The organism is Pleomorphochaeta sp. (genome assembly GCF_050031695.1).
In the GTDB taxonomy this organism is placed as follows: Bacteria; Spirochaetota; Spirochaetia; order Sphaerochaetales; family Sphaerochaetaceae; genus Pleomorphochaeta.
This window is the reverse complement of the sequence record NZ_JBNAIC010000046.1, coordinates 69,809-94,124: the sequence shown is the minus strand read 5'-3', so window position 1 is coordinate 94,124 and position 24,316 is coordinate 69,809. Positions and strand designations below refer to the sequence as shown.

Sequence of the window (24,316 nt, the reverse complement as noted above, 5' to 3'; positions counted from 1 at the left end):
TCAAATTTTAGAAATCACAGATTGTCTTTCAATTAAATCAACATCAATTAAAATTTTATTTGGCAATTCATTTATTTTTTCAATTTTATCTAAAAGTAAAGTGATTGCCATTTCTCCTTTTTTAGCAATATTTTGGTTAATTGTAGTTAATTTTGGATAGCAGTAATTAGAAATAGTTAAATTATCAAACCCAATTAATGATATATCTTCAGGTATCCGAAGACCTGATAAACGAGTTCCCTCTATTATTCCGATTGCTACAATATCTGCTGTAGTGATTGCCGCTGTAATATTGTTGTGTTCGCTAATTTGTTTGCCAATATCTATTCCATCTACAAAAGAGATTTTCGTTTCAAAAATGTTAGATTTATTTAAAGTTAATCCATTTTCTAACATTGCATCTTTATAACCATTATATCTTAATTGAATTAATTTTGTATCTTTGCTAGCTGATACAAATGCTATTTCTTTATGACCTTTATTTATTAAGTATTTAGTTGCTAAATATGTTCCTTTGTAATCATTTATATTTATCATTAAGGCTTTTTCACAGGATTGATATGAATCAAAAAATACTATTTCGGTAGTAACTTTATCAAGAAGTTTATTAATATCTATATCTGATTTTGGAAAAATAAAAATAGCACCATCAACATTCCAACTATTTAAAAAATTAATAGTGTCCTCTATGGTATTAATACTTCTAATCATTGCATAGTAACCTTTTTTTCTTAAATTATTTTCTAAAATACCTACTAATTGAGCTGTATATGGATCAGAAAAAAAGCTTTCATTGTTATAAACTAAAGGAACAATTATTGCGATAATTTTAGATGATTGTGCGCTTAAATTTCTTGCTATCCTGTTTGGTATGTAATTTGTTTCTTTAATTATTTTATTAACTTTTTCTATAGTTTGCTTAGAAACTTTTGAATATCTTTTGTTAATTACATTAGATACCGTCATTTGACTTACGTTTGCTATTTTTGCTATTTCTTTTATAGTCATGATTGCCTCGTTTATCGATAATCTAATTATTTCTATAAATATTACATTTTGTCAATATTATAATATTTATAACTTTTTCTTGACGTTTATCGATAAACTAATTAGTATTAAAAAGAGGTATTATTATGGAAACACTAGTAAAGAAAGAGCGTAATTCAATTTATTATAAGAAGCAAAGAATTACTTTTTTAACAGATTCTTTAGTTAGAATTGAGTATTCTCCAAAAGCTGAATTTATAGATGAGAAAACTCAAATGGTTATAAATAGAGATTTTGATTTAGTTGATATTTCTATAATTGAAAAAAATGGGTATTTAGAGCTTTATTCATCATCTCTATTAGTAGAAACTAATGGCCTTGAATTTACTAATATTGGATTAAAAATATCATTAGTTCAATCTGAGGACCTATATTATAATTCTTACCGCTATGGAGATGAAATTGATAATCTAAAAGGTACAGCAAGAACGCTTGATGAAGCTGATGGCCGGATTGAACTTGAAGATGGTTTGTTATCAAAAAGAGGATTCTCATTAATTGATGATTCTTCTAGCATGTTATTTATAGATGAGTTTTATTCACCTAGGGATAAAACACACAAAGATATATACTTTTTTGGTTATAATCATAGATATTTACAATGTTTAAAGGACTTTTATAAATTATGTGGAAAGCAACCAATGATTCCTCGTTATGCACTAGGTAATTGGTGGAGTCGATATTATAAATATACAACTAAAAGTTATATTGATTTATTAAATCGATTTGAAAAAGAAGGTATTCCATTTTCTGTAGCTGTAATAGATATGGATTGGCACTTAGTCGATATTGATAAGAAATATGGGAGTGGATGGACAGGTTATACTTGGAATAAAGAACTGTTTCCAAATCCAAAAGCTTTTTTAGATGAATTACATAAAAGATCTTTAAAAGTAACATTAAATGACCATCCTGCAGATGGGGTTAGAGCTTTTGAAGATAATTATAACCAGATAGCTAAATCTCTAAATGTTAATAATGGACAAAATGTGTTATTTGATGCAAGTAATCCAAATTATTTGAAATCACTTCAAACTTTTATTCTCGAGCCCTTAGAGAATGAAGGTGTAGATTTTTGGTGGATAGATTGGCAACAAGGAAATGCTTCAAGAATTGAAGGCTTAGATCCTCTTTGGATATTAAATTATACAAGATTCATCGCAAATAAAAAAGATAATAAAAGGCCATTAATTTTTTCTCGTTATGGTGGAGTTGGTTCACACAGATATCCAATTGGTTTTTCTGGCGATACTCATATTACTTGGGAATCATTAGCCTTTCAACCTGAATTTAGTGCTTCTGCTTCAAATATCGGATATGGTTGGTGGTCTCATGATATTGGTGGACATATGCAAGGATACAAGGATAATGAGTTAATGGCTAGATGGACTCAATTTGGTGTATTTTCACCAATAATGAGATTACATAGTAGTAATGAAATGTTCAATGGAAAAGAGCCTTGGAGATATAATGCAGAAACACATAAAGTTATGAATTATTTCTTAAAACTAAGGCATCAATTAATTCCTTATTTATATACTATGAATTATATTGCTCATGAGCAGGATATTCCATTAATAAGACCGATGTATTATTTTAATAGTGAGGATGAAGGAGCTTATATTAATAAGAATCAATATTATTTTGGATCTTCAATGATTGTATCTCCAATTGTAAGTAAGCTTATTAAAAACTTATTAATGAGTGAAGTTGATATATGGTTACCTAAAGGGAAATATTATGATTTTTTTACAAATAGAAGATATAAAGGTGAAAGAAATATAAAAATGTATAGGCCTTTATCCTCTATTCCTGTGATGGTAAATGAAGGTTCTATCATTCCATTAACTGAAAATAAAAATGCTCTTCATAATCCTAGTTCTATATACTTAAAATGTTATATGGGCGCAAATGGATCTTTTACACTTTATGAAGACGATAATATCAGTGAAAAATATAAAATAGGAGATAATGTTTTTACTGAGTTTATTAATGATTTTGATAATAAAGAATTTAAAATTGGACAAAGCATCGGTAATTTATCATTAATTCCTAATCTAAGAGATTATAAAATTGAGTTTATAGGAATAGAAGATACTGATATCAACGTTTATAATGATAATTTAGAAATTGATTATATAAAAACGTATGATGAAATAAATAAAATAATTACTATTGAACTTAATAATGTAAATGTTTCATCAATGACAAAAATAGTATTTGAAAAAAATAAATTAGTTTCTATTTCTAAAAGAGAAACTTATATAGAAATTATTGATAGATTAGAAATTGAAATGAGAAAAAAAGATAAAATATTTAATATTCTTCAAAGTAAAGACAACAGTGAAATTATTTCTAATCTTATTTCCTTAGATTTGGATAAAGCTTTATTGAATTCATTACTTGAAATCATTCTCTCAGAATAGATTATACTAATTCCTTTATGTGTCTTAATTTATAATATAAAATATATTTTAAGACACATATCTAAACAAAATTTAATTACAATATTTTAAGTTAAATAAATTTAAGATATTTTAATCTTATTTTCTTAAAAAGTGAAAAATAAATAATAAATATGTTTATCGGTTGACATATATTTGAAATATGCTATTATCTATATATGTCAATCGGTTAACATATTGATGACATTTTGTAATTGTAAATAAAATAAAGGAGTCAATAATGAAAAAAATCTTATCATTATTTTTAGTCATTTCACTTGTAACAGCAAGTGTATTCGCAGGTGGACAGAGTGAAAGTGAATCTTCACAAAGTGATGTTACTGCAACGGGATCAAAAATTACTTTTTTAAATAGTAAAGGTGAAATTCAAGTAGCTTTAGAAGATATGGCAGTTGCTTATAAAGCTGAAACTGGAAATGAAGTTGAAATTTTAGCTTGTGGAGCAGGCGAAGTTCCATATACAAAAGTAACTACATTATATAATGCTGGTAATGCACCAACATTATCTATGTTAGACTCAACTGATGTTTATGCTTTATATGATACATATGCATTAAATTTAAGTGAAGAAAAATGGGTTAGTGAAGTTGGATCTAATGCACTTTCAATCGATGGTGAAGTATATGCTTATCCTTTCTGTGTAGAAGGTCGTGGTATTATTTATAATGGTGATGCAATAGATTCAGCATTAGGTAGACATGTTGATATGTCAACAATTAATTCAACTGAAATATTTGAAGCTTTATTATCTGAATTAAGAGATAATGGTATGGAGTATCCTGTATTCTTAGCAAAAGAAGACTGGTCTCTAGGTGCTCACCAATTAGGGTACTTGTATGATGCTTATGAAGGTGATGTAGATACATTGAATAAAGAATTAAGAGCTGGTTTTAATGCTAATGATAATGAAATGTTTAATCAATTAATTGATACTTTAGACTTATTAATTGAATTTAACTATTTCCACAATGATCCTCTTGGAGCAGATTATGATGAAGGCGCTATGTTATTAGCTGATGGAACAGTAGCTTTCTGGGCAAATGGTTCATGGGCATGGCCTAATATGGCAGAAGGTGGAGCTGAAGCAGACGATAATTTTGGGTTCTTACCTTTCTTCTTAGGAAATGATTCTTCATACTTTGCTAATACTAAAATGCAAGCATCTCCATCAAAATTTGTTATTATTGATGGTGCACAAGCAACAGCAGAAGACCAACAAGCAGCAAAAGATTTCTTAAATTGGTTAGTTTATAGTGAAACTGGACAAGAAATGTTTGTAAATGATGCAGCTCTTATCTCAGCAGCAAAAAATAATTCAGTTCCTCAATCAAATCCTTTAAGCCAAGATATTGTTGAAAAATTAGCAGAAAATAATACTTATTATATTGCAGGATTTGCAGCACCATCTGATCACTGGAGTGTTATGGGTGCAGCAATGCAAAAATATGTTGCTGGTTTATCTACAAGAGAAGAATTAGCATCTTCATTTGATGAATATTGGGTTAAACAACAATAGTTGAAATTATTGTTAATTCAAATATAGCGGAGGAGGTAACTCCTCCCTAATATTTAAGGGATATTTAATATGATAGAAAATAAAAGAGAACATATAAAAGCAGGCTTTATGTTTGCATCTCCTGGATTATTCTTCTTCGCTATGGTTGTACTTATTCCATTTATTTATGGATTCTATTTAACACTTACAAACTGGAATGGTGTAACTGCAGTTAAAACTTTTGTTGGTTTATCTAATTATAAAACAACAATTACAGATCCAGAATTCTGGAATTCAATGGTATTAACTCTCAAATATGTTTTTTGGGTAGTTGTATTAGTAAATGTATTAGGTTTTATATTAGGCTATTTATTAACTAATGGATTAAAAGGTCAAAATTTCTTTAGGTCTGGATTCTTTACTCCAAATTTAATTGGTGGAATAGTTTTAGGATTTATATGGGAGTTTTTATTCTCAAGAGTATTTGTTGCAATAGGAAGAACTACAGGTTTTCAAAATTTAGCAAGCTCTTGGTTATCTTCACCAAATACAGCATTTTGGGCTTTAGTTATAGTTACTGTATGGCAATTAGTAGGATATATGATGTTGATTTATATTTCAGGTTTCACATCGATGAGTCGTGATGTGTTAGAAGCTGCAAGTATAGATGGTGCAACAGGTCTTACTAGAGTAAAAAATATCATCTTTCCACTAATGATGCCATCAGTTGTAATTTGTACATTTTTAACTTTGTCTAGAGCATTTATGGTATATGATATTAACTTAACTTTGACTGATGGTGGACCTTTTATGAGTACTGTTTTAGTTGCAATGCATGTATATAATAAAGCATTTACAGAACGTTTATATGGAGTAGGGCAGGCGGAAGCATTATTCTTATTCTTAATTGTAGCGATTATATCAGTAATCCAAGTTAGAGCGGGACGCTCTAGGGAGGTAGAAGCATAATGGCAAAATCAAATCAAGTAAAAAGTACTAAAGAGAAAACTATATCAATAATCTCATCAATTATAGTTATAATATTATTTATAGGTGTTCTATTCCCCTTTATTATGGTAATTTTAAACTCATTTAAAGCTAAAATAGATATTATTAAAGCACCTTTATCTCTTTCTCCTACAAAAGGATATTCTCTTCAAAATTATATAGACGCTTTTGTTGGTATGCATTACATAAGATCTTTTGGTAATTCCTTATTTGTAACAGGGTTAGCTACAACTATTTCAGTATTATTTTCAAGTATGTTAGCTTATTATCTTGTAAGATATGTAAATCCTTTTAGTAAATTTATGTCTAACTGGATTGTTGCATCTATGATTATACCCTTTCAAGCTTTAATGATTCCTCTTGTTTCTATATATGGAGCTAGATTTGGAATTCTAAATAGTAGAGTTACTTTGATATTAATGCATGTAGGGTTTACAATGGCTTTAGGTACCTTTATTTATCAAGGTTTTATTAAATCTAATATTCCAAAAGCTTTAGAAGAAGCTGCATTAATAGATGGAGCTTCAAAATATGGAATATTTTTTAGAATAGTGTTTCCTCTTTTAGGACCCACTACCGCCACTTTAGTTATATTAAATGTATTAGCATTTTGGAACGATTATTTATTACCTTCCTTAGTCCTATCTAAAAAAGAATTATTAACATTGCCTTTAACCACTTATACCTTTTATGGAACTTATAGTGCTAATTATGGGGTTATTATGGCTGCATTAGTATTAACTGTACTACCTATATTAATTCTATACTTTATATTACAGAGAAAAATTATCGACGGTGTTGTAGCTGGTGCGGTAAAATAAAATAAAAAACAGAAGACAAACAAATTATTACAATAGGGGATATCTCCTATTGTAATTTATTAACAGAAAAATAATAAAGGGAAAGACAATTATGGAAAATCAAACTTGGTGGAAAGAGAGTGTTGTATATCAAATCTATCCAAAAAGTTTTCAAGATTCTACAGGAAATGGAATTGGTGATATTAGAGGAATTATTTCTAGATTAGATTACTTAGTTGATCTTGGGATTGATATTATTTGGTTATCACCAGTATATGAAAGTCCTCAAGATGATAACGGCTATGATATTTCTGATTACAAGAAAATATATAGTGTCTTTGGTAGTATGAAGGATTTTGATTCATTATTAGCTGAATGTCATAAAAGAAATATCAAATTAATTATGGATCTTGTTGTAAATCATACTAGTGATGAACATCCTTGGTTTATTGAAAGTAGAAAATCAAAAGATAATAAATACCGTGACTATTATATATGGAAAGAAAATAAAGGTAGTATTCCAAATAATTGGAGATCTTGTTTTTCAGGTAGTGCTTGGCAATATGATGAAAAAACAGATTCTTATTATTTGCATTTTTTCTCTCCAAAACAATGTGATTTAAATTGGAAAAATAAGAGTTTACGTGAAGATATATATGATATGATGAAATATTGGGGGGAAAAAGGCATCGATGGATTTAGAATGGATGTTATTACTCTTATAGGTAAAGAAAGTTATGAAAGTATAGATCAAATAGGATTAGATGGTTTTTCTGATGGAATTGGATTAACTGCTAATTCAAATAGCACTCATGAATATCTAAAAGAAATGCATCAAGAAGTTATTTCAAAATATGATTGGTTGATGGTGGGAGAAGCAGTAGCTGCGAATATTGAAGATGCTAAAAAATATGTAAGTCCAGATAGAAATGAGCTAAATATGATATTTCAATTTGAGCATGTTGATATGGGATGTGTAACTCCGTCAATAAAATGGGATAGATTACCTTTAGATTTAGTGGAATTCAAAACAATCTTTAATAATTGGATTGTAGGATTAGAAAAAAGTGGTTGGAATAGTTTATTTTTAAACAATCATGATCAACCTCGTTGTGTTTCTCGTTTTGGCAATGATAGTGATAAATATAGAATAAGTAGTGCTAAAATGTTAGCTTTAATTTTGCATATGATGAAAGGTACTCCTTTTATTTATCAAGGTGAAGAAATTGGTATGACTAATAATTATAATTTTAGTGATCTTTCACAATTTAGAGATGTAGAAACTTTAAAAGCTTATGATGATTTATTAAAAATGGGATATGGGCATGATCAAATTATGACTTTTTTTAATAATATCTCAAGAGATAATGCTAGAACCCCTATGCAATGGAATGATAGTGTAAATGCAGGTTTCTGTATGAAAGATATTAATCCATGGTTAGAAGTAAATCCCAATTATAAATTTATTAACGTTGAATCACAAATATATAATGAGGACTCAATTTATTCTTTTTATAAAAAATTAATTAAACTTAGACATGAAATAGAATGCATTGTTTACGGTGATTTTAAGATGATAGATATTAAAAATAAATCAATTTTTTCATATGAAAGAAAACTCAATGATACTTCAATATTAGTTGTTGGAAATTTTTTTGATAAACCTTTAAAATATAATATTCCTAAAAATTATTTAACTGATAAAACAATTGAACTGATTGCAAATATGTCTCATAAAAAGGGCGAATTGCAACCTTACGAAGCTTTTGCATTATTAAACAAATAGTGGTAGAATAAAATATAATTTGTTAAGGATAAAATAAATGGCAACAATAAAAGATATTGCAAAGAAATCTGGATTAGCTGTTGGGACAGTTTCTAGAATTTTAAACAATAGAGGTTATATTAGTGAAGCTAGTAAACAAAAAGTAGAAAAAGCAATGAAAGAGTTGAATTATCAACCTAATATCATGGCTCAAAATCTATCAAAGACTAGTAGTAACTTAATAGGTGTAATTGTTCCAAATATTGAGCATCCTTATTTTTCAACAATTGTAGCAGAAATAGAAAAACAATTTAGACTAAAAGGTTTTCAAACTATTGTTATGATTTCATATGAAGATGAAACTAATGAAGAAGAATTGATTATACAATGTCTTAAAAATAGGGTATTTGCAATAATCTTATGTAGTGGAAATGTGTCTTCAAAAACTTTTGAAACTAATAATATACCTGTAATTAGTATTGAAAGACATCATACTAATGGCATAGCTTCAATCGTTTGTGATAACTATTTAGGTGGAAAACTAGCTACAGAGCATTTAATTGATCAAGGTTGCAAAAATCTTTTATGCCTAAGTGGTCAAGGAAAAATTAATATGCCCGCAGATGATCGTGTAAATGGATTTAAAGATGTTGCTAAGAAAAATAATGTAAAGTTTTCTGTGGAAATTGCTGAATATAGTATTTTTCAAAATATGGATTATAATGATTTGATTAAAACATTATATGAAAAACATAAAGATATTGATGGTGTATTTTGCACATCTGATGTTCAAGCAATTCAATTTGTATCTTATTTATCTAGAGCTAAAGTACTTGTTCCAAAAGATATAAAAGTTATTGGTTATGATGATACATTTGTTTGCAATTGGGGAAATCCTAAAATTAGTTCTATTCGACAACCTTTAGATAAAATGGTTGAAGCAACGGTAAATAGCTTAATAGATTATAAAAATGGTGAGATAGTTAAAGAAACTCAAGTATTCCCTGTTAGTTTAATTAAAAGAGAAAGCACAAATTAATTTTATACTCTAATTTATAAAATTAGAAAAATAGCTACTAATCAAGAAGGTTATAATGTTATATCAAGAAAGAAAAAATAAATATAGAACTGAAATATATGAATTACTATATTCTTTATATGGTAGAACAGATCTTTATTCTGATTTAGAAAAGATAATAGATAATAGATATAAAGAAAGAGATTTATCATTAAAAGAATTAGATCTTCAAAGAGAGAAAACTCCAAATTGGTATATCGATAAGAATATGTTGGGCATTACTATGTATGCAGATTTATTTGCGGGGTCTTTACTAAATATTATAAATAAAATTCCTTATTTAAAGGAAATTGGAATTACTTATTTACATTTAATGCCTATCTTAAAAATGCCAAAGAATAATAATGATGGGGGATATGCTGTTGATAGCCTTCATGATATTGATCCAAAATTTGGTAGTAACGAAGATTTAGCAAAACTCTCAAAAGAATTAAGAGAGAATGATATCAGTTTATGTTTAGATTTTGTATTAAATCATACATCATCAACACATCCTTGGGCAATAAAAGCTAAAAATGGAGATCAAGAGGCAAAAGAGAGATATGTTTTTTATAATGATAGAAAAATACCTGATTATTATGATTCAATAGTTCCTGATGTATTTCCATCATCAGCACCTGGTAATTTCACTTACGTAGAAGATTTAAATGAGTGGGTATTAACTTCTTTTTATCCTTTTCAATGGGATTTAAATTATAAAAATCCAAAAGTATTATTTGATGTAATTGATAGTATGTTAATTTTAGCAAACCTTGGAAATGAAATATTTAGACTAGATGCAGTTCCTTATATTTGGAAAAAATTAGGTACTAAATGTCGTAATTTAGAAGAGGTTCATAAAATAGTTCGATTGATTCATATTGTTATGGATATAGTATGTCCTTCGATAATATTAAAAGGTGAAGTTGTAATGGCACCTAATGAATTAGCTGCATATTTTGGTACAAAAGAAAAACCAGAGTGTCATTTATTATATAATGCAGCTATCATGGCGAATTTATGGGATAGTTTGGCATCCCAAGATACTCGATTACTAGTAGAACAATTAAATAGTATTTTATCTTTGCCATCTCATTGTCATTTTGTAAATTATATAAGATGTCATGATGATATAGGTTGGGCTCTTGATATGAATTCACAATATAAAATTGGTCAAGATCCAATAGAACATAAAAAGTTTGTTTATAATTTTTTTAGTGGTAATTTTCCTTTTTCTTATAGTAAAGGAGAATTATATAATTATGATCCAATTACTCAAGATGCTAGAAGCTGTGGTACTGCTGCAAGTTTTTGTGGTATAGAAAAAGCCTTAAATAATGACAATATAGATGAAATGAATAAAGCTATAAATAGAGATTTATTAATGCATGCCATAATGTTTAGTATTGAAGGCTTTCCTCTTTTATCGAGTGGTGATGAAATTGGTCAACTAAATGATTATTCATATAAAGACAATATTTTAAAAGTAGAAGATCAAAGGAATTTGCACCGATCTAATTTTGATTGGGAGAAAGCTAAACTAAGAAATATTGAGGGAAGTTATCAACAAAGACTTTTTGATGGCATTAAACAGTTGGGTGAGTTAAAAAAATCTAATAATTGTTTTAGTAATGGTGCTACTGTTACTACTTGGGATTCTCATAATGATAAAGTATTAATTATTAGAAGGACTTTTGAAAATGAAGAATTGCTTTGTATTTTTTCCTATAGCGATGAAATTGAACAGTTTTATACTAATAATTTAGTAGGTGATTATATTGATTTATTTACTAATGAAAGACTAACTCCTGGTTGGGGGTACTCTATTAATTCGCATCAATATATTTGGGCTAAAAAAATAAAATAATCAAATTTTATAGTTTGTATAATTTATTTATGGTATATGTCAGTTATTTGTTCTATACTCTGTAGCTAGAGGAGTGGGGAATGAAAAATCGAAATTATATGGGCTTTTTATGGCATGCTATTTTTCTGTCATTGACAACAACATTTACTGAAGTAAATACTATTATTCCATCATTAATTCTCAAAATAGGTGGTAGTTCAATTCATGTGGGTATTGTTTCAGCTATTTTAATAGGATTACCTATGGTAACAAAGCTCTTTTTTTCAGGCTTTCTTTCTTCTCGTGAATCTAAAAAACCATATTTACTGTTGGGTATATATTTAAGAATCTTAGCCTTAGTTAGTATTGCAATAACTCTAGTTTGGTATGAAAATTTTGGTTTTTTTGCTTTAATTATTTTATTATATTTAGAATTATTATTATTTTCTGTTGGTGGTGCTTTTGCAAGTTTGCCTTATGTATATTTAGTTGGCGGTTCCTTAGAAAAAAATATAAGAATTCTATTTTTTACAAGAAAACAAATGATTTCAAGCATTGGAATGCTTCTTTCTGTAATTATTGCAAGGTATATATTGAAAACTTTTGAATATCCTAATCAATATATAATATTATTTTCCCTTTCTTCTATTTCTTTATTTATAGCATCTTTCGGTTTTGTAGCAATAAAGGAAAAGCCTGTTGAAATTAAAAATAAAGTATTAATAAGAGATGTATTTAAAGATATTCCATCTTTATATAAAGATGATAGAAATTTTTTCAAATTCTTAATTTATACAAATATAATGGGAGCAGCATTAGCTATTGTTCCATTTTATATAGGTTATGCCCAAAAATCTTTTGTAATTGATAGTAACTTATTAGGATATGTTTTAATTATTCAGATTTGTGGGATGTTTATTTCATCTTTAGTCTTTCCTAAAATTATAAAATCAAAAGGTTTTAAGGGAATTTTAAAATTAAGAATATATCTACATATTTCCTTATCTCTTTTAGCTATTATTTTTGTAAGAATGAACTCATTATATGGATATTTATTCTTATTCTTTATAATTGGTATTGCTCTTGGTGCAAGAGCTGTAAGTGAAGATGCTGCATTAATTGAGTTAACTAATTCAGAAAATAGAGTAATTTATTCAGCATTAGCAGGAACATTAAATATTGCTATTGTAATTTTCCCACTAATACTTGGATCTCTTATTTCTGTATTTGGATATGCTATTATTTTTAGTATTTCTGCATTTTTTACATTATTTGCATTCCCTGTTTTAAATTCATTAGTTTGTCCAATAGATATGGAAAAATAAAATAATTAATAATTAGGAATATTAATTGTAAAAATAATTGTGTTATTTATATCATCTAATTTAGAAGATATTTTCCATCCATGACTTGCTACTATAGATTTAACTGTTGCAAGTCCTAAGCCAAAACCATTACCTTTTCTGCTATTATCACCTCTATAAAAAGGTTCAAATAGATGAGAAATAGTGTCTTTAGAGATATTATTCTTATTAGAGTTAATTAAAGATATAAATATACCATCATAATTTTGTGTTGCATTTAATATTATAGGTTTTGTTGTATCTCCATATTTAGTAGCATTTTCTACCAAGTTTTCAAATATTCTATTTACTAATACTTTATCAAACTTTGTTTGATATTTTCTATTAAATTTAAGTTTATATGAAAAGTCGATGTTACGCAGACTTAATTCAGCTTCAGTTTGTTTACATAAATTATCAATAAAAGGATATAATTCCTTTTCTTCTAAATTTGTTACAAATTCTTGATTGTTTATTTTTATATAGTTGATTAAAGATGAGATCCTCTCTTCTAATACAGCACTCTTATTATAAATTATATCTAAGTATTTATCTTGATCTTCTTTGGTTTCAGCAAGTCCATCTTTTAATGCTTGTGAATATCCCATAATAGAGGATAAAGGTGTTTTTAAATCATGTGAAACACCAGCAAAAAATCTTGAGATTTGGTTGCGATCTTCTTTGATTTGTATTCGCATATTTTCTAATGATTCATCTAGAAATAAAAAGCTGTCTTTTTTGTTTGCTTTAATTGGAGTTTCATAATCACCTGAAGCTATATTTTCAGTAGCATCTCTTAAGTGAATTATATGTTTTCTAAGTCTGTTGATTGCAACAAATGATATAATACAAATCGCAAGTAATAAATATCTCATAATTAATACAAAATATACGATTTTATAAGTAAGTATTGGAGTTGAAATAGCTAGTTTATAATTTTCTTCTCCATTTATAGTAATTGTTTTTTCAATTGTTTTACTTGGTACGTTTTCAATTTCAATTTTATTGTAAATTAGATAATTATCTTTTATTAGAATAATATTTTTCTTAGTATCAAAAGAGTTCAAATCGTTAATTAATTGATCTTCACTATCTATAGCCTCTAAGTCATTTACATATTCAAATAAATCATTATGAAACATCTTTGTGAAATTGGTATTAAAGGTATTTGATGGAAATATATCACTTGAATAAGTTATGATAGGGATAATTACAAGTAAAATAAAAGCTAATAAAAGAGGGGTTAGTAATAAAAAAAAGAAATGGTTAGATTTTTTACATTTTTGATTACTTTTCATTTATTTTTTCCTTATTAAAGTAATAACCTTTACTTCTTATTGTTTTTATATATTGTGGATTACTATAATCAACTTCAATTTTCTTTCTTATTCTTTGGATATATACAGTAACTGCATTAATATCACCAAATTCTTGTTTCCATATGTTAGTATATAATTCTTGAGTTGAATAAACAGTTCCAGCATTTATAGCTAAAAAAGATAATATTTCAAATTCTTTTATAGGCAAGGCAATGATTTCGCCATTTTTTTTCAAACAATAATTATCATTTATTATTTCATAATCATCAAAGAAAATTGAATCATAATTTGATTTAGTGTCTTGTTTTTGACGTCTTAATATAGCTCTAACTCTTGCAACTAATACTTTTGGAGCAAATGGTTTTACTACAAACTCATCTGCTCCAATTCCAAGTCCCATAATAATGTCTTCATCCGCTTCACGTGCTGAGACAATTATTACAGGAATTTGAGAATCTCTTCTTATATTAGTTAAAAATTCAAAACCATCAATGCCAGGTAAGTTAATGTCTAATAAGATCAAGTCGAAGTTATTTTTTTTAAGTTGTTCTAATCCTTCTTCTGCAGATTCAACACTTATTGTTTCAATACCTTCTTTATTTAGATATAAAGTTTCAAGTTGTGAAAGTTCAACTTCATCTTCTATAATTAACACCTTTGCTTGCATTAAAAGTCTCCTTGTCCTAATGTGAATCCAATATATGGTTTAATAGTATTCATTAATCCATATATATATTGAGCTCCAAAATCTATAGAGATATCATCACTTACATCATAACCTATATTTCCAATTAAGAAACCTGTTGATTCATCTAATAAATTAATTGAAGTAATAGAAAAACTTAAATCATAAGCAGTGCTAAGTGATAATACAGCAGCAATTTGTTGGGTAGAATTTAATGTAACAAAATTGTCATCTATTTTGAAATAAGTTTCTCCATCTTGAGCATAATAATATTGTGCAATAAATGAGAGAGAAGTATCAGATAAATCTTCAAATTCTTTTAGAACAGAGATACCTGCGGTTCCTTCAAAAGTAAAGTCAGTTCCATCATAGGATTCTACTACTTCAGCAATTAAATCTATATCAGTAAAGAGTGGAGATGACATGGTAAAAGCAACTTTTGTTGGGTCTTCATCTATATCATAATTATAATAACCACTAAGTGTATATTCTGCACCACCAACTACTGTTTCATATCTAGCAGCATAACTGATATCTGATGGTGAATAATTTGTTTCTTCGGGTAATGTTACATATGCATATAAATTATCATTTCCTAATGGTTTGTTAACTTTTATAGCTAATGGGCCTTCTTGATCTGCTTCTGCATCTAATGGGTTTATAGTTGAAATATTTAATAAATTTGCTGGGCTATAGAAATATCCAACACCCATGTTTAGAGTTTGTTTACCAACTCTTACAAAGTAATCATCAATTACAAAATCATAGAATAATTCATTAATATTAATATTGTTATAAGTATCAACAATACTAACAGTTTCACTGTTTGAAGTTGTATATGTTGTTGTTTCTTCTACACTAAAAGGATATGTTATTGTTGCTTCAGCATAAAATCTAGTATCTGTTGATGGTCTAGCACTTAGTTGAATATCCGCTGATACATCAGAGGCTGAATAATAAGTTGGATCTGCTTGTGTGTCAAAATTATAATTTAAACCAGTTTCGAAATTAAAGTAGTAGGACCCTGTAATTTCAACATCACTAGTTAATAAATCATCAAAAAGAGAAACACTAGAAGTAGAGGTTTCACTAGATGATTCACTTGAGAAAACTGAATCATCTGAGAATAAATCATCACTACCGAATAAATCATCATCATTTGAGAATAATGAATCATCTTCTATTACGCTTGAATCTTCAAATAAAGAATCAAAATTATCTGCAAAAACAAAAGTAGGAACTAATGTAAAGATTAATAATAAAGTTAATATTTTTTTCATAAATTGCTTCCTCCTTAGTTATTTACTCTTTCAATATATGATTTAGTAAATATACTGTCTGGAATATCCTCAGTTGAGATATCACTTAATTGGATTGTTGTTTTTTTATCTGCAATCAATTCATCTTGGAAGATCATATATGTTGATACATATTGATTGTTCACAACTTTATATTTTGTATAATAGCTACTTCTTAATAATGTGTTAGATTTACTGTATTCTTCACTCTTTAAAATAACATTTGCATTTTTTTCTACATAAATAGTTTGGTAAGGATAAGTTACTTCATTATTTAATGCTTCAAGATATAAAATATTAACACTGTAGCTTCCAAGTTTACTTTCTTCTACTTTTACAACTTCATAATCTTCTGATAAATCAGATGCACCAAAGTCGGAGTTATTAGCGTCAGAATCATTAAATTGTTCTTTCATTGAAGTGTGTGAAAATTTTCTACTATCTGGATCATAGAACCATAAGTTATCATCTATTAATAAATAACCTTGTCCTTTATTAATAGTTGGTTCTTTAATTAATAATAAGAATTTATCATCATCGTCATCTCTAAATTGATATATAACATTTTTTTCAATCCCATCTTCAGGGTCTTCACTAATCATTGTTAGTGTTGCACTGAAATCAGAACCTTCAAAAGTAGACTGATTGTCTATAATTTTAAGTATTTCATTTCCTTCTTCAACGGTGGTTGCAAAAGCAGAAGTTAGTGCTATTGCAGTTATTAATAATATTGTTGTTATTTTTTTCATCTTTTTATTTCTCCTAACGTAACTCTTCAGCTACTGATTTCTTTAATGCTGCTTTTACAGGTCTTGATACTGCAAATAAACTAATTAATGTTACTAGTATTGCTACAAATATTATGAATCCTATATTAATTGGGAAGTAAACTTTATTATTTCTTAATAATAAAGATAATGCTGTTTGTTCAGGATTTAATGTGATTAGTCCTACTATTCTTGTAATTACTAATTCTGCAATTAATCCATATGGAACACCTTTTAATGCTATTAAAATACCTTCTAATTGGAAGAGCTTTTTAACGTTTTTCTTTTGAAGTCCCATAGCTCTCATTGTGCCAATTTCTAATACCCTTTCATTCATGATTAATCTGAAAGTGTTAATCAATCCAATCATTGTTATTAATAACATGATAAAGAATATTACATATGCTATTACATTAATAATATTTATTATTGTAAGAACAGCTGATGTGTAGTCAGTAAGATTTGTTATATTAAATCTTGTACCTTCCCATTCTTGTTCTGAATCAGAGCTGAACATACTCATTCTCATAGCCATGAAGTCGCCATCATCTTCTTCAGGCGTAGGCAGTGTTCCTCCATAAGCAGTTATAGATTCTTCTAAACTTGCTTGAACCATATTAATGTTATTGCCATCATTTAGTTCTAGAGTAAGGGATTGATATTCATCTTCATCTAAGCCAACAGCTTTATTTAATGCTTCTATAGAAACATAGTTTGAAGATAACCCTATTAAGCTATTACTTTGACCAACTCCAATAACAGTGAAGTATGCAACATTTTCTTGACCAGATACAGTTTGGAAACTATAGATTATTTCATCTCCAATATTAAGATTTAAATCTTCATATGCTTCTTCACTTAAAATAATACTGTTAGGATCGTCTATACCTTCAATAGAGCCTTCAAGAATTACTAAATCATTAATTAAATCTTGCTCACTTTTCCAATCAACACCAACAATTGAACCTGTTGAAGTTTGACTATGGAAAATTAATGTTCCTTGTGAATTTGTTCTTTTATGATAGTTGTTTATTAATTCAGGATCGATATCATCAATAGCTTTTTGTAAAACCTCTGTATCGGAAATCCTAGAAACTATTTTTCCACTTTCTAATAATTCATCACCACTTATATAAATATGTCCACCAAGTGAGGAGGTTATACCGTTTTCTATATTTATCATTAATCCTGAAGTTAAACTTTGAATTAATATAATAACCATTGTTCCAAAAGCAATAGCAAAGGTGAGCATATTACTTTTCTTTTTTTGTCTTTTTACATTTCTATTTGCTATTTTGTAATAATTCATTTTTAACTCCTACTTACTCATTGCTTCACGAGGTGATATTCTTAGAGCGACTGCTACAGGATATAAACTTGCTACTACTGAAATGATTGAAATTGAAATTATTGAAAGCAGAATTGAAGTGCCGCTAATTTTTGGAATAAATATATCACCACCAAGAATTATTTTTGTAAATGTTCCAGTAGCTTGTATTCCTATTTGACCTGCTATGGCTAATGCGCTAACTCCTATAATAATTCCAATTATTCCAAAGACAATTGTTATAAAAATTGTTTCTAAGCTAATCATATTTCTAATATAATTTTTCTTAGCACCTAAAGCTCTCATCGTACCAATTTCATTTGTTCTTTCAGATATTGAAACAACAAGTGTGTTCATAATTACGATTATTACAACTATTGCAACAATAATTAAAATTGTATAAAAGACTATTGCAATGACATCTGCTAACTGAGCTGACATTCCAGCTCCTTTAGTCCAATCATAAGCTGTTAATTCCCAACCATTTTCTTCAAACATCATGTTTAAATCATTTATTACAGTTTTAGAATTAGCATTATCATCTATTTGAACTAACATATAGCTATATGCATCATTATTTAGTGTATTTAATTCATCTCTTAATGAAGTGTCCCCTAAAATATTATAAATATCATCTGATGGGTTGCTGCTAGTTAGAGAAGTGTCGTCATCAATAAATAAACTATCTTCTTCGGATGCAAATAAGCTGTTATCATCAGTGAATAAGCTATCACCTTCGGATGCGAATAAGTCATCTTCATTAAAATTACCTAAATTAGAGATTTCCTCATCATTAAGATTCAAGTCAGTTTCTGTATTTAATAATATACCATTTAAAGATCTGATATTTTCTAAATCTAAGAAACAAACAAGTGAAACATCAGCTGAATCATCATCATATTCGTGAATACCTTTAATTTCTACTTCTCTAATTTTTGTACCAGAAGTATCATTTATTGTAGTTAATAAAACACTATCGCCAATCTTTAGTTCATTTTCATAAGAATCTTGAATCATATCAAAAACAAATTGAGATAATATAATTCCTTCTTCGTTAGGTTTTAATAATTCACCTTCGACCATGTTTATTCCACCTGGGAACATTTCTTCATAGTCATAAGGGTCTATCCCTTTTAAAACTGAAAAACCAGATCCATTTTCACCAATTTGAATTAGGGACGCAGAATTTATTTGTCCTGTAGTATCTGTGACATTTTTTACATTAACTACAGCTTCTTCTATTTCGCTGTAATTAGAAATAACGGCATCAGCGCCTTCAGTATCATAAGATGGAAAAATTAAGGACGGCTCTAGATTTTTGCTAGGAGCAATGAAAATGCTTCCTGTATATTTATTTACATAATTATCTTCAATACCAAGTTCAACTGTTCTTAAAATACTTGACCCTATAATAAGTATAGCTACACTTATTGTTACAAGAACTCCAATTATTAGTGTTTTTGATTTATGAAGTTTTAAATTTCTATAAGCAAGTTTTGCTGTTGAAAAAGTCATAAAATCTCCTATTGTTGTCTAACGTTTGATTCAATTTCACCGTCTTTTAATGTGATAACATGATCAGCAATTTCAACAATAGCAGGGTCATGAGTAGAGAATACAAATGTAGTACCTAAGTTTTTATTCATTTTTTTCATTAAGCGAATAATATTATCACTGCTAACTGAGTCTAAGTTTGCTGTTGGTTCATCTGCTAAAACAATCGCTGGTTTAGTAACTAAAGCTCTTGCTACAGCAACTCTTTGTCTTTGCCCACCTGATAATTCATTTGGCTTGTGATCTTTCCATTCTTCAAGTCCAACTGTTTTTATTAAGTAGTTTATCCATTCTTTGTTTTCTGCTTTTTCTTTGTCACTTTGTTTCCCAAAAAGGAGAGGAAATTCAATGTTTTCATATATGTTTAAAACAGGGATTAGGTTAAAAGATTGGAAAATAAATCCTAAAGTTTCATGTCTTAATTTTGTTATTTCTTCTTCTTTTAGACCTTCTGTTGTTTTGTTATTGATTATAACAGAACCATTATCAGCACTATCTATACATCCTATCATATTAAGAATAGTAGATTTACCACTTCCTGATGGTCCAGAGAAAGATACAAAGTCACCTTTAGTAAGTGTAAATGATACATTTTTTACAGCGTGTACTTTTGTTTTTCCTAATGAATAATATTTATCTACATTATCAAATTGAATAATAGTTGATTCGTCTAAACTCATAATTATTGCTCCTATGCGATTTTATATTCTAAATATACTAAAATATATTTGTGAAATAAATAGCGAAAAGATTAATGGTTAATAACAAATTGTTATTTAACAATATAAGATAGGTAAATAGTGTTTATAAAAGCTTATAAACAAAGAAATAATATAATATATTTTAAAGTTTGAAAGTTTTGAAAAATATTTTATTTTAGTTATTTTTCAAAGTTGTTTAAAGAAAAATATAATCAAACACCATGCATTATAGGGTTAAAAATAATAAATGATTCTACTTACCTTTGTATCCTTTTAATAAATATTTAAGAGTTTCTTTTGATAATGATAAGGGATTTGAAACATATCGTGTTATCATTCAAATACATACTAAATATTGTGCAAGACCTCATTTAAAAGGTTTATAAAAGTATTTAACTTTATTTGAGCAAAAAGCTGTGATTAATGTTGATGTCTTTGATTTTGAATTATTTGATAAAGATATGTTTAGATTTAAAGCTGACAAATCCATTCATATGAGAATTTGAGGAATAAAGAAATTAAATTATCTTTAGTTATTTATTACAAAAAAAAATAATTGCTTTTTAATAAAGCAATTATTTAGAAGAGCGAAAGACGGGACTTGAACCCGCGACATCCACCTTGGCAAGGTGGAGCTCTACCACTGAGCTACTTTCGCAAAATTTATTTTATCTCTCAACTCGATTTAATATGCCAAAAAATAAAAATTTTGTCTAGTGGTTTTTAAAAATATTTTTATTTTACTTTTTGATTAGTTAAAATCCATTTATCGTGGGCTCTTTTATCGAATGTAGAATTTAATTTTATTTCTTCTTTTGTTATCTTAATTATAACTACATTATGAAACCAATTAACACTTTTATTACCTAATTCATCACAGATGAGTTTTATTAAGTCGTTTTTGTTAAATTTGATTTTTAGCTTTTCAAGTGTAGGTGCATATGATTTATTTACCCATCTTTCAATATCTTGGTTGTTAATAAATCTCATTTCTTTTTGTTTGAGAGTTGTAATATCGTAATTATAATTTTTTTCTTTTATATATGTTATTAAATCTTCACTAATCCATCCACAGATCCCTTTTTTATTATGAGTGTAAATATACTTTTCGCTTTCCTCTATAAGGTGTTTAGCTTCTGAATTATTTATGAAATTAGATAATCTAGATCCTTCACTTGCAACTGTCTGAATTATTGATATATCTGCTTTATTTGCTAATTTTGTTTCTATTAACTTTATTTTATTTTCAATATTTGTAAAATTAGATAAGTGATTCCTTACAATTATATGTTCGAATAATAATCCTTTTTCCAAGTTATTAATAAAATCTTCATATGTTGAATATTTAACATATGGTTTGTTAATGTTGTCTATATTAGCTCCATAATGGGTAATATAATCATATTCTTGTTGTTTGTTTACTTGTGCACAAACATATCCTTCTGGCGTTTTTCGAAAAGCTTCCCATAATAATAATCCATGACCTGCACCTAGTATTAATACTCTATCTGATCTAATGATATTTAATTTTTTGTATAAGGTTTTTTTAATCTTTTCAAGTAATAAACCTCTTTCACTTGTAGTTCTAATGAGCCATTTTTCTCTTTCTTTATCATTTTTAGAATATGTTAAATTTTCAATAAAAGCATCATCAAGACTAGCTTCGAGCTGTGCTTCTCTCTTTGTAAGAACTTTTTCTCTAATTTCATTTTCATAACCTAGTTCACCCGGGTTATAGAAAATTTTTCCTTTTAGGGACGATGGTAAATATTGTTGAGCAACGAAATGGTCTTTATATGCATGAGGATATAAATATCCTTCCCCGTGGCCAAAACCTTCTTTATCTCTAGATCCATCTTTTAAATGATTTGGGACTTCTGCATCTTGTTTTTCTTGTTCAACAACTTTTAAAGCATCAAAGAAAGAAAGTGTTGTGTTACTTTTTTCGCATGTTGATAAATAAAGTGCTGCATGTGTTAAATGAAATCTTCCTTCTGGAAGTCCAATTCTATCAAAGGCTTGAGCATCAGAGGTAACAATAGAAACAGCATTTGGATCTGCAAGTCCAACATCTTCAGCTGCACTAATTATCATTCTTCTAAATATAAATTTAGGATCTTCGCCTGCGCTTACCATTTTTGCAAGCCAATATAGAGTTGCATCAGGATCACTTCCTCTAATACTTTTTATAAAAGCTGAAATAACATCATAATGATAATCACCTTCTTTATCATATAGTACAGCTTTTTGTTGTATACTCTCTTCTGCAGCATCAGCTGAAATGAAAATTTCTGATCCAATTTCTGGTGGATATTTATCAACAGAAGTTTCTATAGCTAATTGTAATGCATTAAGTAAAGATCTAGCATCTCCCTTTGCAACATCAATTAAATGTTCTAAAGCACCTTCTTCAAAAGCTATTTTATAATTACCATAACCTCTTTCAGTATCGTTTATTGCTTGTTTAGCTATTAGAAGTAAGTCGTTATCAGTTAATCTTTTTAATTGAAAAATTCTAGATCTGCTAACTAAAGCTGCATTAACTTCAAAAAAAGGATTCTCAGTTGTAGCTCCTATTAATATAAATGTACCGTTTTCAACCCATGGAAGTAGGGCATCTTGTTGGCTTTTATTCCATCTATGAACTTCATCAACAAAAAGTATTGTTCTAGTTTGATAGAAATCTCTTCTATCTTTTGCAAGTTTTATTTCTTCTCTTAATTCTTTTACGCCTGATAAAACTGCATTTAATGTTGTAAAATGACTTTTTGTTGTGTTTGCAATTACCCTTGCTAATGTTGTTTTTCCTGTTCCTGGTGGACCATAGAAAATAACTGAAGATAATTGGTCAGCTTGAATTGCTCTTCTTAATAATCTACCTTTTCCAATTATATGATCTTGCCCAATATATTCTTCTAAATTTCTAGGGCGCATTCTTGCTGCTAAAGGTTGGGTATTATGTTCAATATTGTTAAATAATGTATTTTCTTGCATGCTAATCTCTAATTATGGTAATAGTTGTAGGGTCTAATTGTTTATAAAGTAATCCAATATCATTTTCATTATTTGATAAATCACTTAGTAATTGTTTTATGAATAAAGTTTTTAATCTAACCATAATGTTTGTTGATATAGTAGGTAAGCTTTTCCTATTTAGATTGTCTAAACCTTTATTATATATATTGTATTCTATAGCAGTTGATGTATAGATAGAAGAAACTTCTTCTAAGTTATTATTTAAAACATTTTCGATTTCCAAATATATTTCATCTCTATACTGATTGAAAAGAACTGTTGAACTCTTAGTGTTAATAATATATTTATTTTCAACATTAGGATAAATAAGAGGGTAATCAACTTTATTACTATATGTTAATAATATTTGTTGAATTTCTAATAATGATTTTTTATATGATAAGTGGATTTGTTTTTCAAATTTTACTAAATTATTATTTAAATAAGGAATTTCATTTCTGAGAAGATCTAAATAATCATAGGATTCACCAATTATATCAATAAGCTCTAAACTGTTATAAGTAGTTAAATCTAAGTTATATATACTTTGCTTTAATATATAGTCTCTAATTTCTGAAATTTGAGTTTGTTTTTGGGTAATAGAAATTACCTCTACATTTTTACATGAGAATAGAGTTGTTAATATAATTAATAGATATATATATTTAAATTTATGTTTCATTTAGTTTATTATAACATTGAAAGTTATTTTATTAAATAAATGGAATTAGTTTTTTCTTTAATGATTCATATAAAATACATAAATTGTATTTTATTATAAAGTAAGGAAATATGTTGATATAAATCAAATAAGTATGCAATTA

18 protein-coding genes and 1 tRNA gene are annotated in these 24,316 nt (G+C 27.6%); 8 read left to right on the top strand and 11 right to left on the bottom strand.

The annotated features are described in order from the left end of the window. Complete coding sequence (locus ACPKM0_RS08625; protein WP_472475160.1) at positions 1 to 1,008, bottom strand: LacI family DNA-binding transcriptional regulator; 1,008 nt, start codon at positions 1,006 to 1,008, stop codon at positions 1 to 3. A 125-nt stretch (positions 1,009 to 1,133) separates the two neighbouring features. Here ACPKM0_RS08625 and ACPKM0_RS08620 point away from each other — a divergent pair, with 125 nt between their 5' ends. From ACPKM0_RS08620 to ACPKM0_RS08585, 8 genes are all read left to right on the top strand, one after another. Further along, positions 1,134 to 3,473: a glycoside hydrolase family 31 protein gene (locus tag ACPKM0_RS08620; RefSeq protein ID WP_472475158.1), complete on the top strand. Its 2,340-nt coding sequence runs from the start codon at positions 1,134 to 1,136 to the stop codon at positions 3,471 to 3,473. 259 nt (positions 3,474 to 3,732) lie between these two features. After that, complete coding sequence (locus tag ACPKM0_RS08615; RefSeq protein WP_472475157.1) at positions 3,733 to 5,028, top strand: ABC transporter substrate-binding protein; 1,296 nt, start codon at positions 3,733 to 3,735, stop codon at positions 5,026 to 5,028. 69 nt (positions 5,029 to 5,097) lie between these two features. Beyond that, a complete protein-coding gene (locus ACPKM0_RS08610; RefSeq protein WP_472475156.1) occupies positions 5,098 to 5,976 on the top strand; it encodes a carbohydrate ABC transporter permease in 879 nt (292 codons plus the stop codon). Then, entirely contained in the window at positions 5,976 to 6,836 is an 861-nt protein-coding gene (locus tag ACPKM0_RS08605) for a carbohydrate ABC transporter permease (protein WP_472475154.1), read from the top strand. The genes ACPKM0_RS08610 and ACPKM0_RS08605 overlap by 1 nt, the downstream gene beginning before the upstream one ends. 91 nt (positions 6,837 to 6,927) lie before the next feature. Continuing rightward, positions 6,928 to 8,601, top strand: a complete 1,674-nt coding sequence (locus ACPKM0_RS08600; protein WP_472475153.1) for a glycoside hydrolase family 13 protein — start codon at positions 6,928 to 6,930, stop codon at positions 8,599 to 8,601. 37 nt (positions 8,602 to 8,638) lie between these two features. Continuing rightward, the gene (locus ACPKM0_RS08595; protein WP_472475151.1) at positions 8,639 to 9,619 is read left to right on the top strand and encodes a LacI family DNA-binding transcriptional regulator; all 981 of its coding nucleotides are present in this window, start codon (positions 8,639 to 8,641) and stop codon (positions 9,617 to 9,619) included. Between the two features lie 55 nt (positions 9,620 to 9,674). After that, positions 9,675 to 11,504 carry an amylosucrase gene (locus ACPKM0_RS08590; RefSeq protein WP_472475150.1) on the top strand — a complete coding sequence of 610 codons (1,830 nt, stop codon included), beginning with the start codon at positions 9,675 to 9,677 and terminating at the stop codon, positions 11,502 to 11,504. Between the two features lie 80 nt (positions 11,505 to 11,584). Beyond that, positions 11,585 to 12,808 carry an MFS transporter gene (locus ACPKM0_RS08585; RefSeq protein ID WP_472475148.1) on the top strand — a complete coding sequence of 408 codons (1,224 nt, stop codon included), beginning with the start codon at positions 11,585 to 11,587 and terminating at the stop codon, positions 12,806 to 12,808. A 5-nt stretch (positions 12,809 to 12,813) separates the two neighbouring features. Here ACPKM0_RS08585 and ACPKM0_RS08580 read toward each other — a convergent pair whose 3' ends face one another. From ACPKM0_RS08580 to ACPKM0_RS08535, 10 genes are all read right to left on the bottom strand, one after another. Further along, entirely contained in the window at positions 12,814 to 14,124 is a 1,311-nt protein-coding gene (locus tag ACPKM0_RS08580; RefSeq protein WP_472475146.1) for a sensor histidine kinase, read from the bottom strand. Then, entirely contained in the window at positions 14,114 to 14,812 is a 699-nt protein-coding gene (locus ACPKM0_RS08575) for a response regulator transcription factor (RefSeq protein WP_472475144.1), read from the bottom strand. The genes ACPKM0_RS08580 and ACPKM0_RS08575 overlap by 11 nt, the downstream gene beginning before the upstream one ends. After that, on the bottom strand, positions 14,812 to 16,110 hold the full coding sequence (locus tag ACPKM0_RS08570) for a hypothetical protein (protein ID WP_472475142.1): 1,299 nt from the start codon (positions 16,108 to 16,110) through the stop codon (positions 14,812 to 14,814). Before ACPKM0_RS08570 ends, ACPKM0_RS08575 begins: the two co-directional genes overlap by 1 nt. Positions 16,111 to 16,124: 14 nt before the next feature. After that, positions 16,125 to 16,877 (bottom strand): outer membrane lipoprotein-sorting protein, encoded by a 753-nt coding sequence (locus ACPKM0_RS08565; RefSeq protein ID WP_472475140.1) that lies wholly within the window; start codon positions 16,875 to 16,877, stop codon positions 16,125 to 16,127. Between the two features lie 13 nt (positions 16,878 to 16,890). Continuing rightward, a complete protein-coding gene (locus ACPKM0_RS08560; protein WP_472475138.1) occupies positions 16,891 to 18,204 on the bottom strand; it encodes an ABC transporter permease in 1,314 nt (437 codons plus the stop codon). Positions 18,205 to 18,213: 9 nt separating this feature from the next. After that, on the bottom strand, positions 18,214 to 19,737 hold the full coding sequence (locus ACPKM0_RS08555; protein WP_472475136.1) for an ABC transporter permease: 1,524 nt from the start codon (positions 19,735 to 19,737) through the stop codon (positions 18,214 to 18,216). An 8-nt stretch (positions 19,738 to 19,745) separates the two neighbouring features. Further along, positions 19,746 to 20,456: an ABC transporter ATP-binding protein gene (locus tag ACPKM0_RS08550; protein WP_472475135.1), complete on the bottom strand. Its 711-nt coding sequence runs from the start codon at positions 20,454 to 20,456 to the stop codon at positions 19,746 to 19,748. A gap of 607 nt (positions 20,457 to 21,063) precedes the next feature. Continuing rightward, positions 21,064 to 21,135 (bottom strand) — tRNA-Gly (locus tag ACPKM0_RS08545). A 77-nt stretch (positions 21,136 to 21,212) separates the two neighbouring features. After that, positions 21,213 to 23,471, bottom strand: a complete 2,259-nt coding sequence (locus ACPKM0_RS08540; protein ID WP_472475133.1) for an AAA family ATPase — start codon at positions 23,469 to 23,471, stop codon at positions 21,213 to 21,215. Position 23,472: 1 nt separating this feature from the next. Further along, positions 23,473 to 24,174 carry a hypothetical protein gene (locus ACPKM0_RS08535; RefSeq protein ID WP_472475132.1) on the bottom strand — a complete coding sequence of 234 codons (702 nt, stop codon included), beginning with the start codon at positions 24,172 to 24,174 and terminating at the stop codon, positions 23,473 to 23,475. Positions 24,175 to 24,316: the final 142 nt, after the last annotated feature.

Coding starts and splice junctions, on each gene's coding strand:
- ACPKM0_RS08615 (WP_472475157.1), top strand. CDS start 3,733: ATGAAAAAAATCTTATCATTATTTTTAGTCATTTCACTTGTAACAGCA.
- ACPKM0_RS08600 (WP_472475153.1), top strand. CDS start 6,928: ATGGAAAATCAAACTTGGTGGAAAGAGAGTGTTGTATATCAAATCTAT.
- ACPKM0_RS08585 (WP_472475148.1), top strand. CDS start 11,585: ATGAAAAATCGAAATTATATGGGCTTTTTATGGCATGCTATTTTTCTG.
- ACPKM0_RS08580 (WP_472475146.1), bottom strand. CDS start 14,124: ATGAAAAGTAATCAAAAATGTAAAAAATCTAACCATTTCTTTTTTTTA.
- ACPKM0_RS08535 (WP_472475132.1), bottom strand. CDS start 24,174: ATGAAACATAAATTTAAATATATATATCTATTAATTATATTAACAACT.
- ACPKM0_RS08605 (WP_472475154.1), top strand. CDS start 5,976: ATGGCAAAATCAAATCAAGTAAAAAGTACTAAAGAGAAAACTATATCA.
- ACPKM0_RS08540 (WP_472475133.1), bottom strand. CDS start 23,471: ATGCAAGAAAATACATTATTTAACAATATTGAACATAATACCCAACCT.
- ACPKM0_RS08575 (WP_472475144.1), bottom strand. CDS start 14,812: ATGCAAGCAAAGGTGTTAATTATAGAAGATGAAGTTGAACTTTCACAA.
- ACPKM0_RS08610 (WP_472475156.1), top strand. CDS start 5,098: ATGATAGAAAATAAAAGAGAACATATAAAAGCAGGCTTTATGTTTGCA.
- ACPKM0_RS08595 (WP_472475151.1), top strand. CDS start 8,639: ATGGCAACAATAAAAGATATTGCAAAGAAATCTGGATTAGCTGTTGGG.
- ACPKM0_RS08625 (WP_472475160.1), bottom strand. CDS start 1,008: ATGACTATAAAAGAAATAGCAAAAATAGCAAACGTAAGTCAAATGACG.
- ACPKM0_RS08565 (WP_472475140.1), bottom strand. CDS start 16,877: ATGAAAAAAATAACAACAATATTATTAATAACTGCAATAGCACTAACT.
- ACPKM0_RS08560 (WP_472475138.1), bottom strand. CDS start 18,204: ATGAATTATTACAAAATAGCAAATAGAAATGTAAAAAGACAAAAAAAG.
- ACPKM0_RS08555 (WP_472475136.1), bottom strand. CDS start 19,737: ATGACTTTTTCAACAGCAAAACTTGCTTATAGAAATTTAAAACTTCAT.
- ACPKM0_RS08570 (WP_472475142.1), bottom strand. CDS start 16,110: ATGAAAAAAATATTAACTTTATTATTAATCTTTACATTAGTTCCTACT.
- ACPKM0_RS08620 (WP_472475158.1), top strand. CDS start 1,134: ATGGAAACACTAGTAAAGAAAGAGCGTAATTCAATTTATTATAAGAAG.
- ACPKM0_RS08590 (WP_472475150.1), top strand. CDS start 9,675: ATGTTATATCAAGAAAGAAAAAATAAATATAGAACTGAAATATATGAA.
- ACPKM0_RS08550 (WP_472475135.1), bottom strand. CDS start 20,456: ATGAGTTTAGACGAATCAACTATTATTCAATTTGATAATGTAGATAAA.